Source organism: Paraburkholderia elongata (assembly GCF_013177735.1).
Taxonomy (GTDB): Bacteria; Pseudomonadota; Gammaproteobacteria; order Burkholderiales; family Burkholderiaceae; genus Paraburkholderia; species Paraburkholderia elongata.
Genome location: NZ_WOEZ01000235.1, coordinates 13476 through 32195, shown reverse-complemented (window position 1 = coordinate 32195; position 18720 = coordinate 13476). Strand labels below are relative to the sequence as shown.

Below are 18720 nucleotides of genomic sequence, written 5' to 3'. Positions count from 1 at the left end.
GCCCAGCAGCAACAGGCCCAGCCGGCACCGCAGTACGCTCAGCAACAGCCGTCGCAACCGGCCTACTGCTCGACCTGCGGCACGGTCGAAGGCATCTCGGCGGTACGTCAGGAAGGCCATGGCACGGGTATCGGTGCGGTCGGCGGCGCCGTGGCCGGTGGCGTCGTAGGCAACCAGTTCGGTAGCGGCAACGGCCGGACCGCGATGACGGTGCTGGGCGCCCTCGGCGGCGGCCTGGCCGGTAACTCGGTTGAAAAGCACATCCGCAGCACGACGTCCTACTCCGTGCGGGTGCGAATGGAAAACGGCAAGACGCGCTACTTCACCTATCACGAAGCGCCGCCGTTCCAGCAAGGTCAGCGAGTGCGGGTCGAAAACGGCACGCTGGTAGCAGCCTGACCGCTGGCAGCCTGAAGATTCTCCAGGCGTTAAAAAAGGCGATTCCAATGGAATCGCCTTTTTCTTTGCCGCAGCCGAAGCGAAATCAATCGCGCCCCGCCGCCAGCGGAAAACGCCGCAATGCGCTCAGTAATCCGCGTCTTCGATCCATGCAGCCTGAATCGCTTCCAGGATCTTTTCGTTCGACCGGTTAGGGTCGTCGTCGAAACCTTCCAGCTCGGTGACCCAGCGGTGCAAATCAGTGAAGCGCACCTGCTGCGGATCGATGCCCTGGTGCTTGTCAGTCAGGGCCATCGCGATGTCTTGCGTATCGGTCCACTTCATGGCTGCATCCTCCAGTTAATGATTTTCCTTCGCGTGATTGATCGAGTAGCGCGGGATTTCGACGACCAGATCCTGCTCGGCCGGCACCATCGCCTGGCACGACAGACGCGAGGCCGGCTCGAGCCCCCACGCCTTGTCCAACAGATCGTCCTCGTCATCCTCGGACGGCGTCAAGGCGGCGAAACCCTCACGCACGATCACATGACAGGTCGTGCACGCGCAAGACTTCTCGCACGCGTGCTCGATTTCGATGCCATGTTCGAGCAGACTGTCGCAGATGCTCTTGCCGGGCACGGCATCGATCACCGCGCCTTCCGGGCACAGTTCGACGTGAGGCAGCACAACGATTTGAGGCATACATTTTCCGTTTGGGTCTGCGGCACGGCTGCCGCAAACAGGCTCCGTACCATTTTACTGGCCCCGCGCGGACTTTTTAAGTCTACGCGGCGCGGTTCATTGCCGGCTGGCGCGCATGGCGCCGCCACGCCGCAAGACGCTCAGATCTCGTCGAGCTTGCGGCCGGCCAGCGCGCGGCGAATGCCCTTGTTCATGCGGCGGGCGGCGAATTCGTCGGTGCCTTCGGCGAGCGTTTTGGTTGCGGCTTCGATCGCGTCGGTGTCGTCGCTTTGCGCGATGTTGCGCAACGCGGTGAGCAGCGTGTCGAGTTCGGCGCGTTCGCTGTCGTCGAGCAATTCGGCGTCGGCGGCGAGCGCGGCGTCGGTCGCTTCCACGAGACGGCGCGCTTCCACTTGCGCTTCACGCAGCGCGCGCGCGCGCATGTCGACTTCGGCGGTCGAAAAGCTCTCTTCGAGCATTCTGGCGATGTCGTCGTCGGCGAGACCGTAGGATGGCTTGACCACCACCGACGCTTCCACGCCCGAGCCCTGTTCGCGCGCGAACACGGACAGCAAGCCGTCCGCGTCGACCTGATACGTGACGCGAATCCGTGCCGCGCCGGCCGCCATCGGCGGAATGCCGCGCAGTTCGAAACGCGCGAGCGAACGGCAATCGCTGACGAGTTCGCGCTCGCCTTGCACGACGTGGATCGCCATCGCCGTCTGGCCGTCCTTGAAGGTCGTGAAATCCTGCGCACGGGCGACCGGGATCGTCGAATTGCGCGGGATGATCTTCTCGGTCAAACCGCCCATCGTTTCGACGCCGAGCGACAGCGGAATCACGTCGAGCAACAACCAGTCGTCACCGTCGGCACCGCGATTGCCCGCGAGCAGATCGGCCTGGATCGCCGCGCCGAGCGCGACGACCTGATCCGGGTCGAGGTTGATCAAAGGCGGCTGCCCGAAAAACGACTCGACCGCGCGGCGAATCACCGGCATGCGCGTCGCGCCGCCGACCAGCACCACGCCTTTGATGTCCTTCGTCGCCACTTTGGCATCGCGCAGCGCTTTCTTCGTGGGGCCGAGCGTACGTTGAACCAGCGCCTGAGTGATGGCCTCGAAAGTGGCCTCGTCGAGCGTCAGATCGATCTGGGTGCCGTTCGAGAGCGTTGCCTGCACCTTCGCATTCGGCGCGTCGGACAACGCCTCCTTGGTCACGCGTACGCTGTCGAGCAGCAAGCGGACGTCTTCCGCTGCGAGCGTGTGCGGCGCGATGCCCGCCTGCTCCAGCACGTGGCGATACAGGGCATGGTCGAAATCGTCGCCGCCGAGCGCGGAATCGCCGCCCGCCGCGAGCACTTCGAACACACCCTTGGTGAGCTTCAGAATCGACAGATCGAAGGTGCCGCCGCCGAGATCGTAGACCGCGTAAAGGCCTTCGGAACCGTTATCGAGGCCGTAGGCGATCGCAGCCGCAGTGGGCTCGTTCAGCAGACGCAGCACGTTCAGGCCGGCCAGACGCGCCGCATCTTTGGTCGCCTGGCGCTGCGCTTCGTCGAAATACGCGGGCACGGTAATGACTGCGCCGACCAGCTCGTCGCCGAGCGAGTCTTCGGCGCGCTGGCGCAGCGTCGCAAGAATTTCCGCCGAGACTTCAACCGGGCTCTTCACGCCGTCGACAGTACGGATCTGCACCATGCCGGGCGCGTCGACGAAATCGTACGGTGCGTTTTCTGCGCCTTCCACTTCCGCCTTGCCGCGACCCATGAAGCGCTTGACCGACACGATCGTGTTAAGCGGATCGGTCGCGGCTTCAGCCTTGGCCGTGCGGCCGATACGGCGGCCGCCCTCTTCCAGGTATCGCACCACCGACGGCAGCAGCACATGGCCATCTTCGTCGGGCAGCACGTCGGGCACGCCGCTGCGCACGGCGGCAACGAGGGAATTGGTGGTGCCGAGATCGATACCGACCGCCAGACGCCGCTGATGGGGTGCCGGCGCCATGCCGGGTTCGGAGATTTGCAGTAAGGCCATCTGGATCTTCTCGGAGCCGCTGGGCCCCGTCCTGAATTTTCGCGTTGCTGGATGCGTTGCTAAATGCGTTGCTACGGTTGCTATGGCTGCATTTTCATGCACGGCGCCGGTGCGTGCCGGGCCTCCGGACCGCTAGTTCTCGAGCCGCTCGATCTGCGTGCCGATTTCCGACGCCACCCGTTCGATGAACATCAACTGCCGCACCGCCTCGCCCGCCGCCTGATTCGAGCCGCTGTCGAGCAGCGCGCCGAGCTTGTCGAAACGCATGCGTTCTTCGTCGCGCAGTTCGGTCAGCAAGACGTCGAGCGCGTCGACGTTCTTCGCCGCGGCCGCGTCTTCAATACCTTCGCGCCACTCCATCTGCTGCATCAGGAACGCCGGCTCCATCGCCGTGTTGTTCTGCGCGCCGACGTCGATGCCGCGCAGGTGCAGCAGATAAGTCGCGCGCTTCAACGGATCGCGCAGCGTCTGATACGCCTCGTTGGTGCGCGTCGCCCATTGCATCGCGATACGCTTTTGCGCGTCGCCGGCCGCCGCGAAGCGGTCCGGATGCACTTGCGCCTGCACCGTGCGGTAGGCGTGATCGAGCACCGCTGCGTCGAGCGCGAATTGCGCCGGCAGATCGAACAGGTCGAAGTGGCTGTCGTTCAGCGAGGCCATCGGATAAAAGGAGTCCGTTCAGGAAAGCGCACCGGAGTGCAGGCTAAAAACGCGGATCGAAAGCGCCGCGGAGATTCAGCGGTAAAGGTCAGCCGCAAGGGAACAACCCGAATGCGCGGATGAAACTAAAAAGGCGGCCCGCGCCGCCTTTGATCCGCTGCACGCGGAATGAGCCGATTTACACGCGGAACGATTCGCCGCAACCGCACTCGTCCTTCACGTTCGGGTTGTTGAACTTGAAGCCTTCGTTCAACCCTTCGCGTGCGAAGTCGAGTTCGGTGCCGTCGATATAGGCGAGGCTCTTCGGGTCGACAATGATCTTCACGCCGTTGCAGTCGAACACTTCGTCTTCGGGCGCGAGTTCATCCACGTACTCGAGCTTGTAAGCCAAACCCGAGCAACCCGTGGTGCGCACGCCTACGCGCAACCCGACACCCTTGCCGCGGCGAGTCAGATACTTCTGGACGTGCTGTGCTGCCTTTTCGGTCAACGTAATTGCCATAGCGTTTCTCATTGCGCCGCACGCGTTCGGCATTTATCTGCCTACTGACACGCCGCCACCCTGCCTGCATCAAATATCGCTCATGCCCGACGGTGCTTTTCTACCTGCACCGCCCGCTTCGAGTCACCTAAATGAGCACCCCAACGAGCACTCAACCACGCGCTCGACTGCCGCTTACGCGTGTTGCTTCTCGCCTTCGACGACCGCTTCACCGTGACGTTGCTTGTAATCGGCGACCGCTGCCTTGATCGCGTCTTCCGCGAGGATCGAGCAGTGGATCTTCACCGGCGGCAGCGCCAGTTCTTCGGCGATCTGCGTGTTCTTGATCGACATTGCCTGATCGAGCGTCTTGCCCTTCACCCATTCGGTGACGAGCGAGCTCGACGCAATCGCCGAACCGCAGCCGTACGTCTTGAACTTTGCGTCTTCGATGATGCCGTCCGCGCCCACGCGGATCTGCAGCTTCATCACGTCGCCGCATGCCGGTGCGCCGACCATGCCGGTGCCGACCGCATCGTCGTCTTTCTCGAAGGAACCGACGTTGCGCGGATTTTCGTAGTGGTCCAGAACCTTTGCGCTGTAAGACATGATTACACTCCTTGTTTCGTTTCAACCTGCATTCGTTGCGTTTTCGACGCTAAGCGTTGGCGCGTCAGTGCGCAGCCCACTTGATCGTCGAAATATCGATCCCGTCCTGGTGCATTTCCCAAAGCGGCGACAGATCGCGCAGCTTCGAAATCTTGTTCTTCAGCAGGTTGATCACGTAATCGACGTCCTGCTCGGTCGTAAAACGGCCGACTGTAAAGCGAATCGAGCTGTGCGCCAGTTCGTCGTTACGGCCCAGTGCGCGCAACACATACGACGGCTCCAGCGAAGCCGACGTGCACGCCGAACCCGACGACACCGCCACATCCTTCACAGCCATGATCAGCGACTCGCCTTCGACGAAGTTGAAGCTGATGTTCAGGTTGTGCGGCACACGCTTTTCCATGTGGCCGTTCACATACACTTCTTCGATGTCTGACAGGCCGCGCAGCAGACGGTCACGCAACATACGGATGCGTTCGTTTTCCGTCGCCATTTCTTCGCGCGCGATACGGAACGCCTCGCCCATGCCGACGATCTGGTGCGTAGCCAGCGTGCCCGAGCGCATGCCGCGCTCGTGACCGCCGCCGTGCATCTGCGCTTCGATACGGATACGCGGCTTGCGGCGCACGTACAGCGCGCCGATGCCCTTCGGGCCATACGTCTTGTGCGCCGAGAACGACATCAGGTCGACCTTCAGCTTTTGCAGATCGATCTCGATCTTGCCCGTGGCTTGCGCCGCGTCGACGTGAAAAATGATGCCCTTTTCACGGGTGATCTCGCCGATCGCCTCGATGTCCTGGACCACGCCAATTTCGTTGTTCACCGACATCACCGAGACCAGAATCGTATCCGGGCGCAGCGCGGCCTTGAACTTCTCGAGGTCGATCAGACCGTCGTCCTTCACATCCAGATACGTGACTTCAAAGCCTTCGCGTTCGAGTTCGCGGCAGGTATCGAGCACAGCCTTGTGCTCGGTCTTCACCGTGATGATGTGCTTGCCCTTGCTCTTGTAGAAGTGCGCGGCACCCTTGATCGCGAGGTTGTCCGACTCCGTTGCGCCCGAGGTCCAGATGATTTCGCGCGGATCGGCATTCACCAGCGCAGCGACGTTCTCGCGCGCTTCTTCGACCGCACGTTCCGCGTCCCAGCCATACTTGTGGCTGCGCGATGCGGGGTTGCCGAACTGCTCACGCAGGTACGGAATCATCTTGTCCACCACACGCGGATCGATCGGCGTCGTCGCGCTGTAGTCCATGTAAATGGGCAGGTGGAGAGTGTCGTTGTTCATCAATTGCTCCGGGGACGTCATTGCTCTGGCTTCTGGGTTCCTGATCAGGCTGCGGTGCGTTCAGATTGCCGCGCCTAGGAACCGGCCATGTTGAAAACAGAATTAGGCCCTTTCGGCACGACGCGGGCGGGTTCGACCGCCGGCGACTCGTTGCGACGGTCACGCAACACCGCCGGCGCACCTTCGCGCGAACGCTGCTGATCGACCAGGTCTTTCAGGGAGACCGAATCCAGGTACTCGACCATTTTCTGGTTCAGCGTCGACCACAATTCGTGCGTCATGCAGTGGCCGTCGTGCTGTTTGGTGCCCTCGCACGAGCCCTTGCCGCCGCATTGGGTGGCGTCGAGCGGCTCGTCGACAGCAATGATGATGTCGGCGACGGTCACGTCTTCAGCGCGGCGGGCCAGATTGTAGCCGCCGCCCGGTCCGCGCACGGACTCGACGATTTCGTGACGACGCAGCTTGCCAAACAGCTGCTCGAGATAAGACAGGGAGATATGTTGGCGCTGGCTGATACCCGCAAGCGTCACCGGGCCCTGCTCCTGGCGCAGTGCCAGGTCAATCATCGCCGTGACGGCGAAACGGCCTTTCGTGGTGAGTCTCATATAGTGTGGGAACCGCAATTCTCGACAAGTTTGGTCAAGTATAAATACATGAGTGAATTAGTCAAGTATCCCTATCGCAATTTGGGTTATTTGCTTAATTCCAAGATAAGCGGGCCGAGGGTCGCCAATGATCGGCCGGCTTATTTATGCAACCAGCTGGGGACGCAACGCCGCGATCAGGCCACGGCAGGCTGCTTCGCATTGATCCAGCACCTGTTCGAACCCTTCGGCGCCGCCGAAATAGGGGTCGACGACTTCGCGGGCGCCGTCCCAGCGGCCATCCGCCTCAGGGACGAACTCCATCAGCAGGCGGATTTTGTCACGCTGCTCCGCCGGACAAACCTGGCGCAGTGCGGCGACGTTTTTGTCGTCCATCGCGATCAGCAGATCGAAGCGCTCGAAGTCGGCTACCGAGATCTGACGTCCACGCAAGGCGGCAAGCTCATAACCTCGCCGGCCGGCCGCAAGTTGCGCGCGGTCGTCAGGCGGCTGGCCGATGTGCCAGTCGCCCGTGCCGGCGGAATCGATCAGAATGCGCTCCGCAAGCTTCGCCTCGCCGACCAGACGGCGCATCACGCCTTCCGCGGTTGGCGAACGGCAGATGTTCCCCAGGCAGACAAAGCAAACGGATACGGTTTTCATCAGAGGCTTTCGGGCGTCAAACGCGCGTGAATCGGCAGTTAGGAAACAGTGCCGCGATTATACAAAGCTCAACCAAATCGCGCCGGAGGCTGCGCGCTTCTGCCGGCGCCCGGATTCGGCCATGAATGCCGGGCAACGCCAACAAGGGTCAGGTTCGGCCACGGATGCCGCCGCGCCCCAACCCGCCCCTGTTTCGGCAGCGGCTAAGGCGATGGAATCACGACGCACTATCCGGCTCCGCCGCGCTTAAGATGCTTCAGCCAGCGGCATTGCCGTCACGGCGCGCATCGGTTTGGCCGGCAACGTCGCCGCGTTGTCGACCATGCCGTACGAGACGGCACGCGCCAGTTCCGCGGTCAGTTGATCAGCAGCGAGCGGGGCTTGCGAGGAACGCAAAGCGGCGTCGCCGCAAATGTGCAGATAGCCTGCCGCGGCAAGCGGCACAACGATGGCAAGGGGCCAGTACACCGATATTATCTTTTTCATGATGTCGTTTCTTCCGATTAGGGGCTCGTGCGCTCGTGACGCACTATGCCTAGTCGAAATGCTATAGGAATTCACAATCGGGAAAAACCCACAGGCGCGAGATACAGCGTTGCGCTGGGTGGAACAGTCCAGTGACCGTTTTGCCGTGCACGACGTTGACATGCGTCGTGGCATGAAAAAGAAATCCTTACAAACACATACAAAGCTGGCGCGACGGTTGGCGATAATAGCTGTCTTACAGACATGAATTATTCGCACTGGTCCTCCAAATGAAACGTATTGCTCCACTTGCCGGCCTCACGCTCGCTGCTGCCTTGCTAGGCGGCTGCGCAGTCTATCCGGACGGCACGCCGATGGTCGGCAACGGCTATGGCGGCGATTACAGCGGCTATGACGGTTACGACGGCTACGCCACCGGCGTGCCGGTCGTGCCGCAAACCAACGTCTACATGGGCTACGGCAATTACTCGGGCCCGGGTTACTACGACGGGCCGGGCCGCTATTACGGGCCGGGGCCGGGTTATCGGGGCTACCCGGGTTATCCGGATCGGGGACGGCCGGATCACGGCAACTATGGAAACAACGGTAACCACGGAGACGACGGCGGCTGGCATGGTCAGCCGAACGGCGGCCCGCGCGGGGGACCGCCGCCTCAAGGCGCGGTTGGCGGGCCGAGAGGACCGAGTGGGTCTAATGCGCCGCGACCGGGGGCAGGCAGCCCGCCGCCTCCGCCACAGCAGGCAGGCAGGCAACAATAGCGGTGGGCGCGGCAACGGAGGCAACGCGTCAGCCAGAGGCAGTTACAGCCGCCAGCCAGGGGTGACGGACCATTGATCCTTCGAGGATGGGGGCAGGCGCAGCCCCGCCAACTACAACAACTGTGCCGCTCGCTCAGCCAATATGGCTGCGCTGTGCGGCGTACAGCTCTCTGAACGTACGGCCAACCGGAGCCGGCATATCGCGCGTGTTGGTCCAACCCGCGCCGCCCAACGGCAGCTTGGCGATCGAACGATTTCGCCCGCCCATTCGCTCCAGCACGCGAACCGCCAGCTTGGTGAATAGCGCATAGGCGTCCGGATGCAGCGCGAGGAAACCCCACACTGCGAGCCCTGCCCGTTCGCGCCACGGCCGCAGGCGCCGTTCGACCTGCTTCTCGCGCAGCTTGCGCAGCAGATCGGATAAGGGAATTCCCACCGGACATACGCTGTTGCACTCGCCGCACAAAGTCGCCGCCTGAGGCAGATCCAACGCTTTGTCGATCCCGACGTAGCTCGGCGTCAGCACCGACCCCATCGGCCCCGGATAAACCCAGCCGTAGGCATGACCACCCACCTTCTGATACACGGGGCAGTGGTTCATGCAAGCGCCGCAACGGATACAGCGCAGCATTTCCTGGAAGTCGCCGCCGATCAGCCCCGTGCGCCCGCCGTCGACCAGCACTACATACATATGCTCGGGACCGTCCTGATCGCCCACGCCGCGCGGCCCGGTCAGCACGGAAAAATAGTTCGACGTCGCCTGGCCGGTCGCCGAGCGCGGCAAAAGACGCATCGCGGTCGCCAGATCTTCCAGCGTAGGCAACACTTTCTCGATGCCGGTCACGGCCACATGCACGCGCGGCATCACCGTGCACATGCCCTCGTTGCCCTCGTTCGTGACCAGTACGACCGACCCCGTCTCCGCCACCACGAAGTTGCCACCAGTCACGCCCATGTCCGCGGTCATGAAGTGCGGGCGCAGCATCTCGCGCGCTTCGCGGGTCATGTCGGTGATCTCGGTCAGACGCGGCCGGTCGTGCGTTTTCGCGAAAAGGTCGGCGATCTCGTCCTTATCTTTATGGACGACCGGCGCGATGATGTGGCTGGGCGGCTCGTTGTCGTTGATCTGCAGAATGTACTCGCCCAGATCGGTTTCGATCGATTGCACACCCATCTGCCCGAGCACTTCGTTCAGGCGCATTTCCTCGGTGACCATCGACTTGGTCTTGATCACCTTCCTCACCTCGTGCCGGCGCGCGATATCGCCGACGAGGCGCGCGGCCTCCTGTGTCGTCTCGGCGAACAGGACCGTCACGCCGCGCCGGGCCGCTTCACGTTCGAAGGTCTCGAGCCAGACATCGAGATTGTCCAGCGCACGATTGCGGCGCTCCTTGAGCGCGGCGCGGGTGGCGGGAAAATCGATCGCGGTCATGGCCGCGGCGCGGGCCGACACGAACTTGGTCGACAGCTTGGTGAGGTTCTGCTGCAGACGCTGGTCGGCGAGTTTCTGGCCCGCGCGGGCCTTGAAATGCATCGATTGGACTTGCATGGCGGCCTTGAGCGTATTCGGTTAAATGCGCGAGTGGAATGCGCAGTTGAAATGCGCGAACGAAATGCGAGTGAAATTCACGAGTGAAGCGCACGGGTGAAGCGCGCGAACTGGAGCGCGCCGAATCGAGTGCGCCGGTTTGGGCGCCGCAGTAACTCTAAGCGTCGCCGGCCAACACCTGGGCAATGTGCAGCACGCGGGTGGTGGTATCGCCGGTGCGCCGCAAGCGGCCTTCGATATTAAGCATGCAGCCGAGGTCGCCGAGCACCACCGTGCCGGCGCCGCTCGCGCCGATATTCGCGCATTTCTCGTCGACGATCGCCGTCGAGATGTCGCCGTACTTGATTGCGAAGGTGCCGCCAAAGCCGCAGCAGTGCTCGCAATCCTTCATTTCGGTCACCGCCACGCCCACCTGCGCCAGCAACGCGCGCGGCTGCGCCTTGACGCCGAGTTCGCGCAGCCCCGAACAGGAATCGTGGTAAGTCACCTGGTCCGCGAACTCGCCTGGCTGTAATTGCACCTTGGCCACATTGACGAGGAAGTCGGTCAACTCGAACACTTTGGGCCGCAACCGGCCGAAGCGGTTCATCAACTCCGGATCGTCCGCGAACAGGTCGCCGTAATGCGCGCGGATCATGCCGCCGCAGGAACCGGACGGCACCACGACGTAGTCGAACTGCTCGAACTCGCGCAAGGTTTTCTCGGCCAGGTCACGCGCGATGCGCCGCTCGCCCGAGTTGTACGCGGGTTGCCCGCAACAGGTTTGCGCGGGCGGCACCACCACCTCGAAACCGGCGCCTTCGATCAGCTTGATAACCGAAAATCCGATCTCCGGACGCATCAGATCGATCAGGCAGGTGACGAACAATCCGACTCGCATGAGCCCTCCTTCGGGAAAACGTCCCTGATTATCCGCTGTTTGCCGCACAATACCAACGGCCGGAAGGCATAGGACGAGTACCACGTTAATTTGGAATAGGCCTTCCAAGCGCTTCCCTTCTTTTCACAATACGGGATACAATCAATTTCCGCTGTTTGACGCGTCAACCGATTCCTCCCATGAGCGATACGAACCCGGATCCCAAAACTTCGATCCAGGTGATCGAACGCATGATGCGCTTGCTCGATGCACTCGCTGCGCATAGCGACCCGGTCAGCCTGAAAGAACTCGCCATCCGCACGGAGCTGCACCCGTCCACCGCGCACCGCATCCTGAACGACATGGTGATGTGCCGGCTGGTCGACCGGTCGGATCCCGGCACTTACCGTCTCGGTATGCGCCTGCTCGAACTGGGCAATCTGGTGAAGGCACGGCTGTCGGTACGCGACGCGGCGCTCACGCCGATGCGCGAACTGCACCGTCAAACCGGGCAGACAGTGAACCTGTCGGTGCGTCAGGGCGACGAGATCGTCTATATAGAGCGCGCCTACTCTGAGCGCTCCGGCATGCAGGTGGTGCGAGCGATTGGCGGGCGCGCGCCGCTGCATCTGACCTCGGTGGGCAAGCTCTTCCTCGCCGCGGACGAATCGACCCGCGTGCGGGCCTACGCCACGCGCACCGGCCTGTCCGGTCACACGCAGAACAGCATCACCGATCTGACCAAGCTCGAACGCGAGTTGTCGCACGTGCGCCAGCAGGCGTGCGCGCGCGATAACGAAGAACTGGAACTGGGCGTGCGCTGCATCGCAGCGGGGATTTACGACGACACTGGCAAGCTGGTTGCGGGCCTGTCGCTGTCCGCCCCGGCGGATCGCTTGCAGGACTCGTGGCTGGGGCAACTCAGCCAAACGGCGTTGCTGATTTCCGAGTCGCTGGGTTATCGCCCGCAGACACCGCAGCAGCACTCGCATTCCCAGCACGCATAAGCTGGCGGCTGCGTCCTCCTCCGACTCAATAAAAAAGCCTCGCAGATGCGAGGCTTTTTTGCTGGCCGGTCCAAAAACCGGCCGCTAGAGCAGGCTAGCGCACTTCAGGTGCCCGGGCCGCCGGCATCCGCGCTGGTGATGCGGGGCTGATCGCCACCGTTGTCGAGCCACGTGCGCAGGCGCGTTGCGTCCGCGAAGCGCGAGTACTTACCCGACGAGTCGAGCAGCACGATGATCATCGGACGGCCGTGAATGGTCGCCTGCATCACGAGGCACTCGCCCGCTTCGTTGATAAAGCCGGTCTTTTGCAGACCGATGTCCCATGTCGGGTTACGCACCAATGCGTTCGTGCTGTTGTACGCCAGCGAACGCTTGCCGGTGTACACCTCGTAGCTGTGATCGGTCGAGAACTTGCGGATCATCGGATACTGATACGCCGCGTTGACCATCTTCACGAGGTCACGCGCGCTCGACACGTTCTGGCTCGTCAAACCCGTGGGGTTTTCGAAGTGCGTGTCGGTCATGCCGAGTTGCTTGGCCTTCGCGTTCATGGCCGCGAGGAACGCCGGACGGCCGCCCGGGAAATAACGCGACAGCGACGCGGCCGCGCGGTTTTCCGAGGCCATCAGCGCGATGTGCAGCATGTCTTCACGCGAAAGCACCGAGCCCACCGACAGACGCGAGCCCGTGTTCTTCTCGTAGTCGCGGTCTTCGTCGGTGACTTCGATCTGGTCGGTCATCGGCTCTTTCGAATCGAGCACGACCATCGCCGTCATCAGCTTGGTGATCGACGCGATCGGCACCACGGCGCGCGAATTCTTGTCGAACAGCGATTCGCCGGAATTCTGATCGATCACGTAGGCAACGCTCGAACGCAGCATCAGCGCGTCCGGCGTTTCGTGCAGACCGAAAGCCTGGCCGACGGTAGGCTGACGCGGTTCGTACGCGACGCGGCGCATCACCGAGTGGTGGCGACCGTTCGACGTGTACGTCACGCGCTTGCGCTTGACACCCGCGCGCGGTGCGTCGTCACCTGCGGCGGCCACGGGCTTCGCAGCGGCGGTGGCCGCGGCGGGCTTTTTGGCTGCTTTCGCGTGTTTGGAGGTTTTTGCCGTTGTGGCGGGCGTGGCGGCAAAAGTGCTGACAGGCGCGGCGAACGCCGCTGCGATGACCATGGAGGCGGCCACCGACAGAGCGGTGCTGCGGGCCGCGCCGTGGATCACTTTTAGCGACGAAAACATGTCGGTTTTCATGGGTGTTCGGTAGGGAGCGGCGAGAGGTTTCCGCAAGTGTAGTAAAACAACGAAAAATTAGCAATTTGAAGCACTTATACGCGCTACTTAAACCGGCTTGTAAGCTCCGATCGCAAAAACACGAATAAGTGCCGCGCTTCGATCGAAAAAAACGATCGCCAACGCGCTTCGCCTCGCCTTCGCCGCCATAAGCCGGAATCGAGGTGATTCTTTCAGCATAACGGCAATTTCGAGACAACCTTGATAAGGGGAAATACGGTCAGAGCGCAGGCGTGTAAAGCCTTGCCAGTACAGCGTGCCGACACAACGTGCCGACGCACCGGAACGTCGCAAGGGTCTCGCCGCAGGCTGTTAAACAGCTGCTGGAGACCGCCAACGCGCATTCGACCGGCATAGAGCATTAACGTTCCGTGACACTTTCTGGTTTACATCGGAATGCCCAATTGATGGATTTTTTGTCAAACGCCGACGTTGCTTTCTCGCCAGCGCCGCGCCTCACCGGGCAGTCAAAACCTCTCCTGGAATCGGTAACAAATACAGATTTCTCCCGCACCAGCACAGTGCAACGAACAAATTAACTTGCGTCACACGAATGTCATGCCCACTGCATAACGTATTGTTTTATCGGCAATTTCTCAGCATTGTGCGACGCACAAAAAGTACTTGACATTCGTTGTGACCATCCTAAAATGGGAACCATTGCTGCGATGCACAATACATCGCGGTCCGGGGAGACGACCTTAAAGCGTCTCGCCACTAACCCAATGCGGTCCGCACAGACAGGCCGCAATCCAGGAGCGTAAACCATGACTCTGCTGACCCCTGAGCAATTCGCTGCAGCCCAGAAAGCCAACTTTGAAACGTTGTTCGGCCTGACGACCAAAGCATTTGAAGGCGTCGAAAAGCTGGTTGAACTGAACCTGCAAGTCGTGAAATCGACGCTCGCGGAAAGCCAGGAAAATGCCCAGCGCGCACTGTCGGTGAAGGACGCGCAGGAACTGCTGGCGCTGCAGGCAAGCCTCGCACAGCCGGTGGCTGAAAAGGCGCTGTCGTACGGCCGTCACGTGTATGAGATCGTTTCGGCAACGCAAGGTGAATTTACCCGCGTCGCGGAAGCTCAATTCGAAGAGCAAAACCGCAAGGTCCAGGCGCTCGTCGAAAACGTTGCAAAGAACGCTCCGGCCGGTTCGGAAACTGCTGTCGCCGTGATGAAGTCGGCTATCACCGCCGCCAACACCACGTACGAAACGGTCCACAAGGCGACCAAGCAAGCTGTCGAAATCGCCGAAAGCAACTTCAATGCAGCCGCAACGGCCGCATCGAAGGCAGCATCGCAAGCTGCTGCACAAGCATCGCGCTCGGCAAAGAAGGCAGTCTAAGTTTCAGGCACCACTTCAGGCATCACATTAGGCCGGCCCGCCTCACGGCTGGGCCGGCGTTATCGCAAGCAACAGCGTCGTGCCGTTGCCGCTCACACGGTTTTACCTGGCCGAACGCTCCGATACGTTGAATAGCGTATCGTTTGCCCGGCGAAAGGCCGGGATTTTTTTTCCCGCTGCCTGAGATGCACGGCGCATGTTTCATGCGTCGCTTCACGACAAACGCTGCTTGCCACAATAAAAACGGCGCGCCCTATTACGGGGCGCGCCGTTTTTTTTTTGCATCTGCATCATCGAGCCCACCTGCATGCAGGCGGACCCAGCGGCATTTACTTCTTTTTCTGCGGCGGCAGGTCGGTGCAGACGCCTTCGTACAACTCGGCGGCCATACCGATCGATTCGCCGAGCGTCGGATGCGGGTGAATCGTCTTACCGATATCCGTTGCATCCGCACCCATTTCGATCGCGAGACAGACTTCGCTGATCAGGTCGCCGGCGTTCAGACCAACGATCCCGCCGCCGATCACGCGATGGGTTTCTTCGTCGAACAGCAGCTTGGTGAAACCTTCGTCGCGGCCGTTGGCGATTGCGCGGCCCGAAGCGGCCCACGGGAACACCGCCTTGCCGTACTTGATGCCCTCGGCCTTCAGCTGGTCTTCCGTCTTGCCGGCCCACGCCACTTCCGGATCGGTGTAGGCCACCGACGGAATCTGCAGCGCATCGAAGTACGCCTTCTCGCCGTGTGCGACTTCAGCGGCGACGTGAGCCTCATGCACGGCTTTGTGCGCGAGCATCGGCTGACCGACGATATCGCCGATTGCAAAGATGTGCGGCACGTTGGTGCGCATCTGCTTGTCGACGTCGATGAAGCCGCGATCCGTTACCGCGACGCCGGCCTTGTCCGCGCCGATCCTCTTGCCGTTCGGCGTACGGCCGACGGCGACCAGGACGAGGTCATAGCGTTGCGCTTCGGGCGGGGCCTTTTCGCCTTCGAACGACACGTAGATGCCGTCGTCTTTCGCTTCGGCCCCGGTGGTTTTGGTCTTCAGCATGACGTTGGCAAAACGCTTGCTGTTGTACTTCTCCCAGACCTTGACCAGATCGCGATCCGCACCGGTCATCAGACCGTCGAGCATTTCGACCACATCGATCTGCGCGCCGAGGGTCGCATAGACCGTCGCCATTTCGAGGCCGATGATGCCGCCGCCGATCACCAGCATGCGTTGCGGAATCTGACGCAGTTCGAGCGCGCCGGTCGAATCGACCACACGCGGATCTTCCGGGATGAACGGCAGCTTCACCGCTTCCGAGCCTGCGGCGATGATTGCCTGCTTGAACTTGACGACCTTCTTGCCGCCTTCGGTCTGCACTTCCATGTGATGCGGATCGACGAACGAGCCGTTACCCGTCACGACTTCGACCTTGCGCATCTTGGCCATACCGGCGAGGCCGCCGGTGAGCTTCTTGACGACGCCCGACTTGAAGTCGCGCAGCTTGTCGAGATCGATCTGCGGCTTAGCGAACGTAATGCCATGCGCGCCCAGCGCTTCCGCCTCGTCGATAACGAGAGCAGTGTGCAACAGCGCCTTCGACGGGATGCAGCCGACGTTCAGACACACGCCGCCGAGCGTGGCATAACGTTCGACGAGCACCGTCTTCATGCCGAGGTCGGCCGAACGGAACGCAGCCGAGTAACCGCCGGGGCCCGAACCGAGCACGAGCATGTCGCACTCGATATCCGCGCTACCGGAAAAGCTGCCGGCTTGCGGAGCGGGAGCAGCCGCCTTAGGTGCAGTTGCGGGCGCTGCTGCCACCGGAGCGGGCGCTTTCTCAGGCGCCTTAGCCGGCGCTGCGTCCGCAGACGTTTCGACGAGCGCGATGATCGTGCCTTGCGAGACTTTGTCGCCGGCTTTGACGCGCACTTCCTTGACTGTGCCGGCGGTATCGCTTGGCACTTCGATGGAGGCCTTATCGGACTCGAGCGTCATCAGCGCCTGTTCGTTCTCGATGACATCGCCCGGTTTGATATTGACTTCGATGACATCGACGTCTTTGAAGTCACCGATATCCGGCACTTTTACTTCGACGAGACTCATTAGTGTCCCCTTCTCTTATTGATCGTGACGAGGCGAAGAACCCGCTCCAAAAACAGCCCAAAAGCTAGCAGCGCGGCGAACAGAAACATCCTTTGCCGTCCGCCCAAGGACGCGCCTTTCTTTTGCTTACTTTTCTTTGGAAGACAAAGAAAAGTAAGTGCCGCCCCGCACAGGGGCGACACTAATAGACCGATAAGAAAGCAAGTTCAACAGAGAGACGCGGATAACCAACCAACAAAGAAAGCAATCCGCGCCACAGGCAATCATCAACAGATCAAAGAATCACACGCCGAAAATCGGCAAGAATCGCACCCAGATACGCATTGAACCGAGCCGCCGCAGCACCATCAATCACCCGATGGTCATACGACAACGACAGCGGCAGAGTCAGACGCGGCACAAATTGCTTACCATCCCAAACCGGCTTCATCGCGCCACGCGACAATCCAAGAATGGCAACTTCAGGCGCATTAATAATCGGCGTGAAGTTAGTCCCGCCAATCCCACCCAGGGAAGAAATCGAGAAGCACCCACCTTGCATCTGATCCGGCTTCAGCTTGCCATCACGCGCGGCCTTCGAAAGCTCGGCCATTTCCTTCGCGATATCGATCAAACCCTTCTTATCCGCATCGCGAATCACCGGCACGACCAGACCATTCGGCGTATCAGCAGCAAACCCAATGTGGTAGTACTGCTTGAACACGAGGTTATCGCCATCGAGGCTCGCGTTGAACGTCGGGAACTGCTTCAACGCAGCAACCACCGCCTTGATCACGAACGCCAGCATCGTGATCTTCACGCCGGCCTTTTCGTTTTCCTTGTTCAACTGCACGCGCAGCGCTTCGAGATCGGTGATGTCCGCTTCGTCGTTGTTCGTGACGTGCGGAATCATGACCCAGTTGCGATGCAGATTCGCGCCCGAGATCTTCTTGATGCGCGACAGCGGCTTCGGATCGACCGGGCCGAACTTGGTGAAGTCGACCTTGGGCCACGGCAGCAGATTCAACTCGCCGCCACCCGCGGCAGCCGGTGCGGCAGCGCCGGCCGGCGCAGCACGCTGGCCGGTCATCACGCCCTTGATGAAGCCGGTCACGTCCGCTTGCGTAATACGGCCCTTCGGACCCGTGCCCTGCACTTGCGCCACGTCGACACCGAGTTCGCGCGCGAACTTGCGCACGGACGGTGAAGCGTGGCTCGCATGGCGAGCACCGCCTTCGCCAGCCGGAATCACCGGCGCTTGTGCAAGCGCGGACGGCGAAACCGGAGCGGGCGACGGAGTCGCCGGAGCGTCCGACGGCTTCTCGAGCGCTGCCGGTTTTGCCGCAGGCGCCGGAGCCGGCGCAGCAGCACCGCCTCGGTTTCCACCACGACGATCACCGAGCCTTCCGACACGGTATCGCCCACCTTGACCTTCAATTCCTTGACGATACCGGCGGCCGAGCTCGGCACGTCCATGGTCGCCTTGTCGGATTCGAGCGTCACAAGCGACTGCTCTTTCTCGACGCGATCGCCGACCTTCACCGCGACTTCGATCACGGGAATGTCTTTGTAGTCGCCGATATCCGGCACTTTGACTTCTTGCAAACCGCCACCGGCGGCAGCAGGCGCCGGCGCAGCGGCGGGCGCGGGGGCCGGTGCAGCAGCAGGCGCCGGAGCCGGCGCGGCAGCAGCACCGCCCGCCCCATCCAGCACGACGATCAGCGAGCCTTCCGACACGTTGTCGCCAACCTTGACCCTCACTTCCTTGACGACGCCGGCAGCCGAGCTCGGCACGTCCATGGTCGCCTTGTCGGATTCCAGCGTAACGAGCGACTGCTCTTTCTCGACGGTGTCACCCGCCTTCACCAGCACCTCGATCACAGGAATGTCCTTGTAATCGCCGATGTCCGGCACCTTGACTTCGATCGCTTGACTCATTGTTAGTGTCTCCTGGGCCGCGCACGCCACCCGCTCCTG

18 protein-coding genes and 1 pseudogene are annotated in these 18720 nt (G+C 61.6%); 4 read left to right on the top strand and 15 right to left on the bottom strand.

Translation table 11 applies throughout. The annotated features are described in order from the left end of the window. A partial coding sequence (locus tag GNZ13_RS41170) for a glycine zipper 2TM domain-containing protein (protein ID WP_172175983.1) occupies positions 1–399 on the top strand: 399 nt, incomplete at its 5' end. Between the two features lie 126 nt (positions 400–525). On the opposite strand, the gene iscX is transcribed toward GNZ13_RS41170, so the two are convergent. The 10 genes from iscX to GNZ13_RS41120 form a co-directional block, all read right to left on the bottom strand. After that, positions 526–723: a Fe-S cluster assembly protein IscX gene (iscX, locus tag GNZ13_RS41165; RefSeq protein ID WP_028199498.1), complete on the bottom strand. Its 198-nt coding sequence runs from the start codon at positions 721–723 to the stop codon at positions 526–528. Positions 724–738: 15 nt separating this feature from the next. Beyond that, positions 739–1080 (bottom strand): ISC system 2Fe-2S type ferredoxin, encoded by a 342-nt coding sequence (fdx, locus tag GNZ13_RS41160; protein ID WP_172175981.1) that lies wholly within the window; start codon positions 1078–1080, stop codon positions 739–741. 140 nt (positions 1081–1220) lie between these two features. Further along, positions 1221–3092, bottom strand: coding sequence for a Fe-S protein assembly chaperone HscA (gene hscA, locus GNZ13_RS41155; protein ID WP_172175979.1), 1872 nt, complete (start codon positions 3090–3092; stop codon positions 1221–1223). 132 nt (positions 3093–3224) lie between these two features. Next, positions 3225–3752: a Fe-S protein assembly co-chaperone HscB gene (hscB, locus tag GNZ13_RS41150; RefSeq protein ID WP_172175977.1), complete on the bottom strand. Its 528-nt coding sequence runs from the start codon at positions 3750–3752 to the stop codon at positions 3225–3227. Positions 3753–3930: 178 nt separating this feature from the next. After that, positions 3931–4254 carry an iron-sulfur cluster assembly protein IscA gene (iscA, locus tag GNZ13_RS41145; RefSeq protein WP_028199494.1) on the bottom strand — a complete coding sequence of 108 codons (324 nt, stop codon included), beginning with the start codon at positions 4252–4254 and terminating at the stop codon, positions 3931–3933. Positions 4255–4428: 174 nt separating this feature from the next. Next, positions 4429–4842, bottom strand: coding sequence for a Fe-S cluster assembly scaffold IscU (gene iscU, locus GNZ13_RS41140; protein WP_172175975.1), 414 nt, complete (start codon positions 4840–4842; stop codon positions 4429–4431). Between the two features lie 64 nt (positions 4843–4906). After that, complete coding sequence (locus GNZ13_RS41135; protein ID WP_172175973.1) at positions 4907–6130, bottom strand: IscS subfamily cysteine desulfurase; 1224 nt, start codon at positions 6128–6130, stop codon at positions 4907–4909. 74 nt (positions 6131–6204) lie between these two features. After that, positions 6205–6735 (bottom strand): Fe-S cluster assembly transcriptional regulator IscR, encoded by a 531-nt coding sequence (iscR, locus tag GNZ13_RS41130; protein WP_172175971.1) that lies wholly within the window; start codon positions 6733–6735, stop codon positions 6205–6207. Between the two features lie 144 nt (positions 6736–6879). Further along, positions 6880–7377 carry a low molecular weight protein-tyrosine-phosphatase gene (locus GNZ13_RS41125; protein WP_172175969.1) on the bottom strand — a complete coding sequence of 166 codons (498 nt, stop codon included), beginning with the start codon at positions 7375–7377 and terminating at the stop codon, positions 6880–6882. Positions 7378–7623: 246 nt separating this feature from the next. Then, complete coding sequence (locus tag GNZ13_RS41120; protein WP_172175967.1) at positions 7624–7863, bottom strand: hypothetical protein; 240 nt, start codon at positions 7861–7863, stop codon at positions 7624–7626. Positions 7864–8132: 269 nt separating this feature from the next. Between GNZ13_RS41120 and GNZ13_RS41115 the strand changes: the two genes are divergently transcribed. After that, the gene (locus GNZ13_RS41115; RefSeq protein ID WP_407945694.1) at positions 8133–8621 is read left to right on the top strand and encodes a hypothetical protein; all 489 of its coding nucleotides are present in this window, start codon (positions 8133–8135) and stop codon (positions 8619–8621) included. 133 nt (positions 8622–8754) lie between these two features. Here the strand turns inward: GNZ13_RS41115 and GNZ13_RS41110 are convergent, their stop codons facing one another. Both GNZ13_RS41110 and GNZ13_RS41105 read right to left on the bottom strand, forming a co-directional pair. After that, a complete protein-coding gene (locus GNZ13_RS41110) occupies positions 8755–10170 on the bottom strand; it encodes a lactate utilization protein B (protein ID WP_172175965.1) in 1416 nt (471 codons plus the stop codon). 157 nt (positions 10171–10327) lie between these two features. After that, on the bottom strand, positions 10328–11050 hold the full coding sequence (locus GNZ13_RS41105) for a (Fe-S)-binding protein (protein WP_172175963.1): 723 nt from the start codon (positions 11048–11050) through the stop codon (positions 10328–10330). Positions 11051–11229: 179 nt separating this feature from the next. On the opposite strand from GNZ13_RS41105, the gene GNZ13_RS41100 reads away from it, so the two are divergent. After that, positions 11230–12036, top strand: a complete 807-nt coding sequence (locus tag GNZ13_RS41100) for an IclR family transcriptional regulator (protein ID WP_172175961.1) — start codon at positions 11230–11232, stop codon at positions 12034–12036. 104 nt (positions 12037–12140) lie between these two features. On the opposite strand, the gene pbpG is transcribed toward GNZ13_RS41100, so the two are convergent. Then, a complete protein-coding gene (gene pbpG, locus GNZ13_RS41095) occupies positions 12141–13289 on the bottom strand; it encodes a D-alanyl-D-alanine endopeptidase (protein ID WP_172175959.1) in 1149 nt (382 codons plus the stop codon). Positions 13290–14095: 806 nt separating this feature from the next. Between pbpG and GNZ13_RS41090 the strand changes: the two genes are divergently transcribed. Beyond that, positions 14096–14668, top strand: coding sequence for a phasin family protein (locus tag GNZ13_RS41090; RefSeq protein WP_120290936.1), 573 nt, complete (start codon positions 14096–14098; stop codon positions 14666–14668). Between the two features lie 329 nt (positions 14669–14997). Here the strand turns inward: GNZ13_RS41090 and lpdA are convergent, their stop codons facing one another. Next, positions 14998–16764, bottom strand: a complete 1767-nt coding sequence (lpdA, locus tag GNZ13_RS41085; RefSeq protein WP_172175957.1) for a dihydrolipoyl dehydrogenase — start codon at positions 16762–16764, stop codon at positions 14998–15000. Between the two features lie 274 nt (positions 16765–17038). Next, positions 17039–18681, bottom strand: a pseudogene (gene aceF, locus GNZ13_RS41080) (dihydrolipoyllysine-residue acetyltransferase). Positions 18682–18720: the final 39 nt, after the last annotated feature.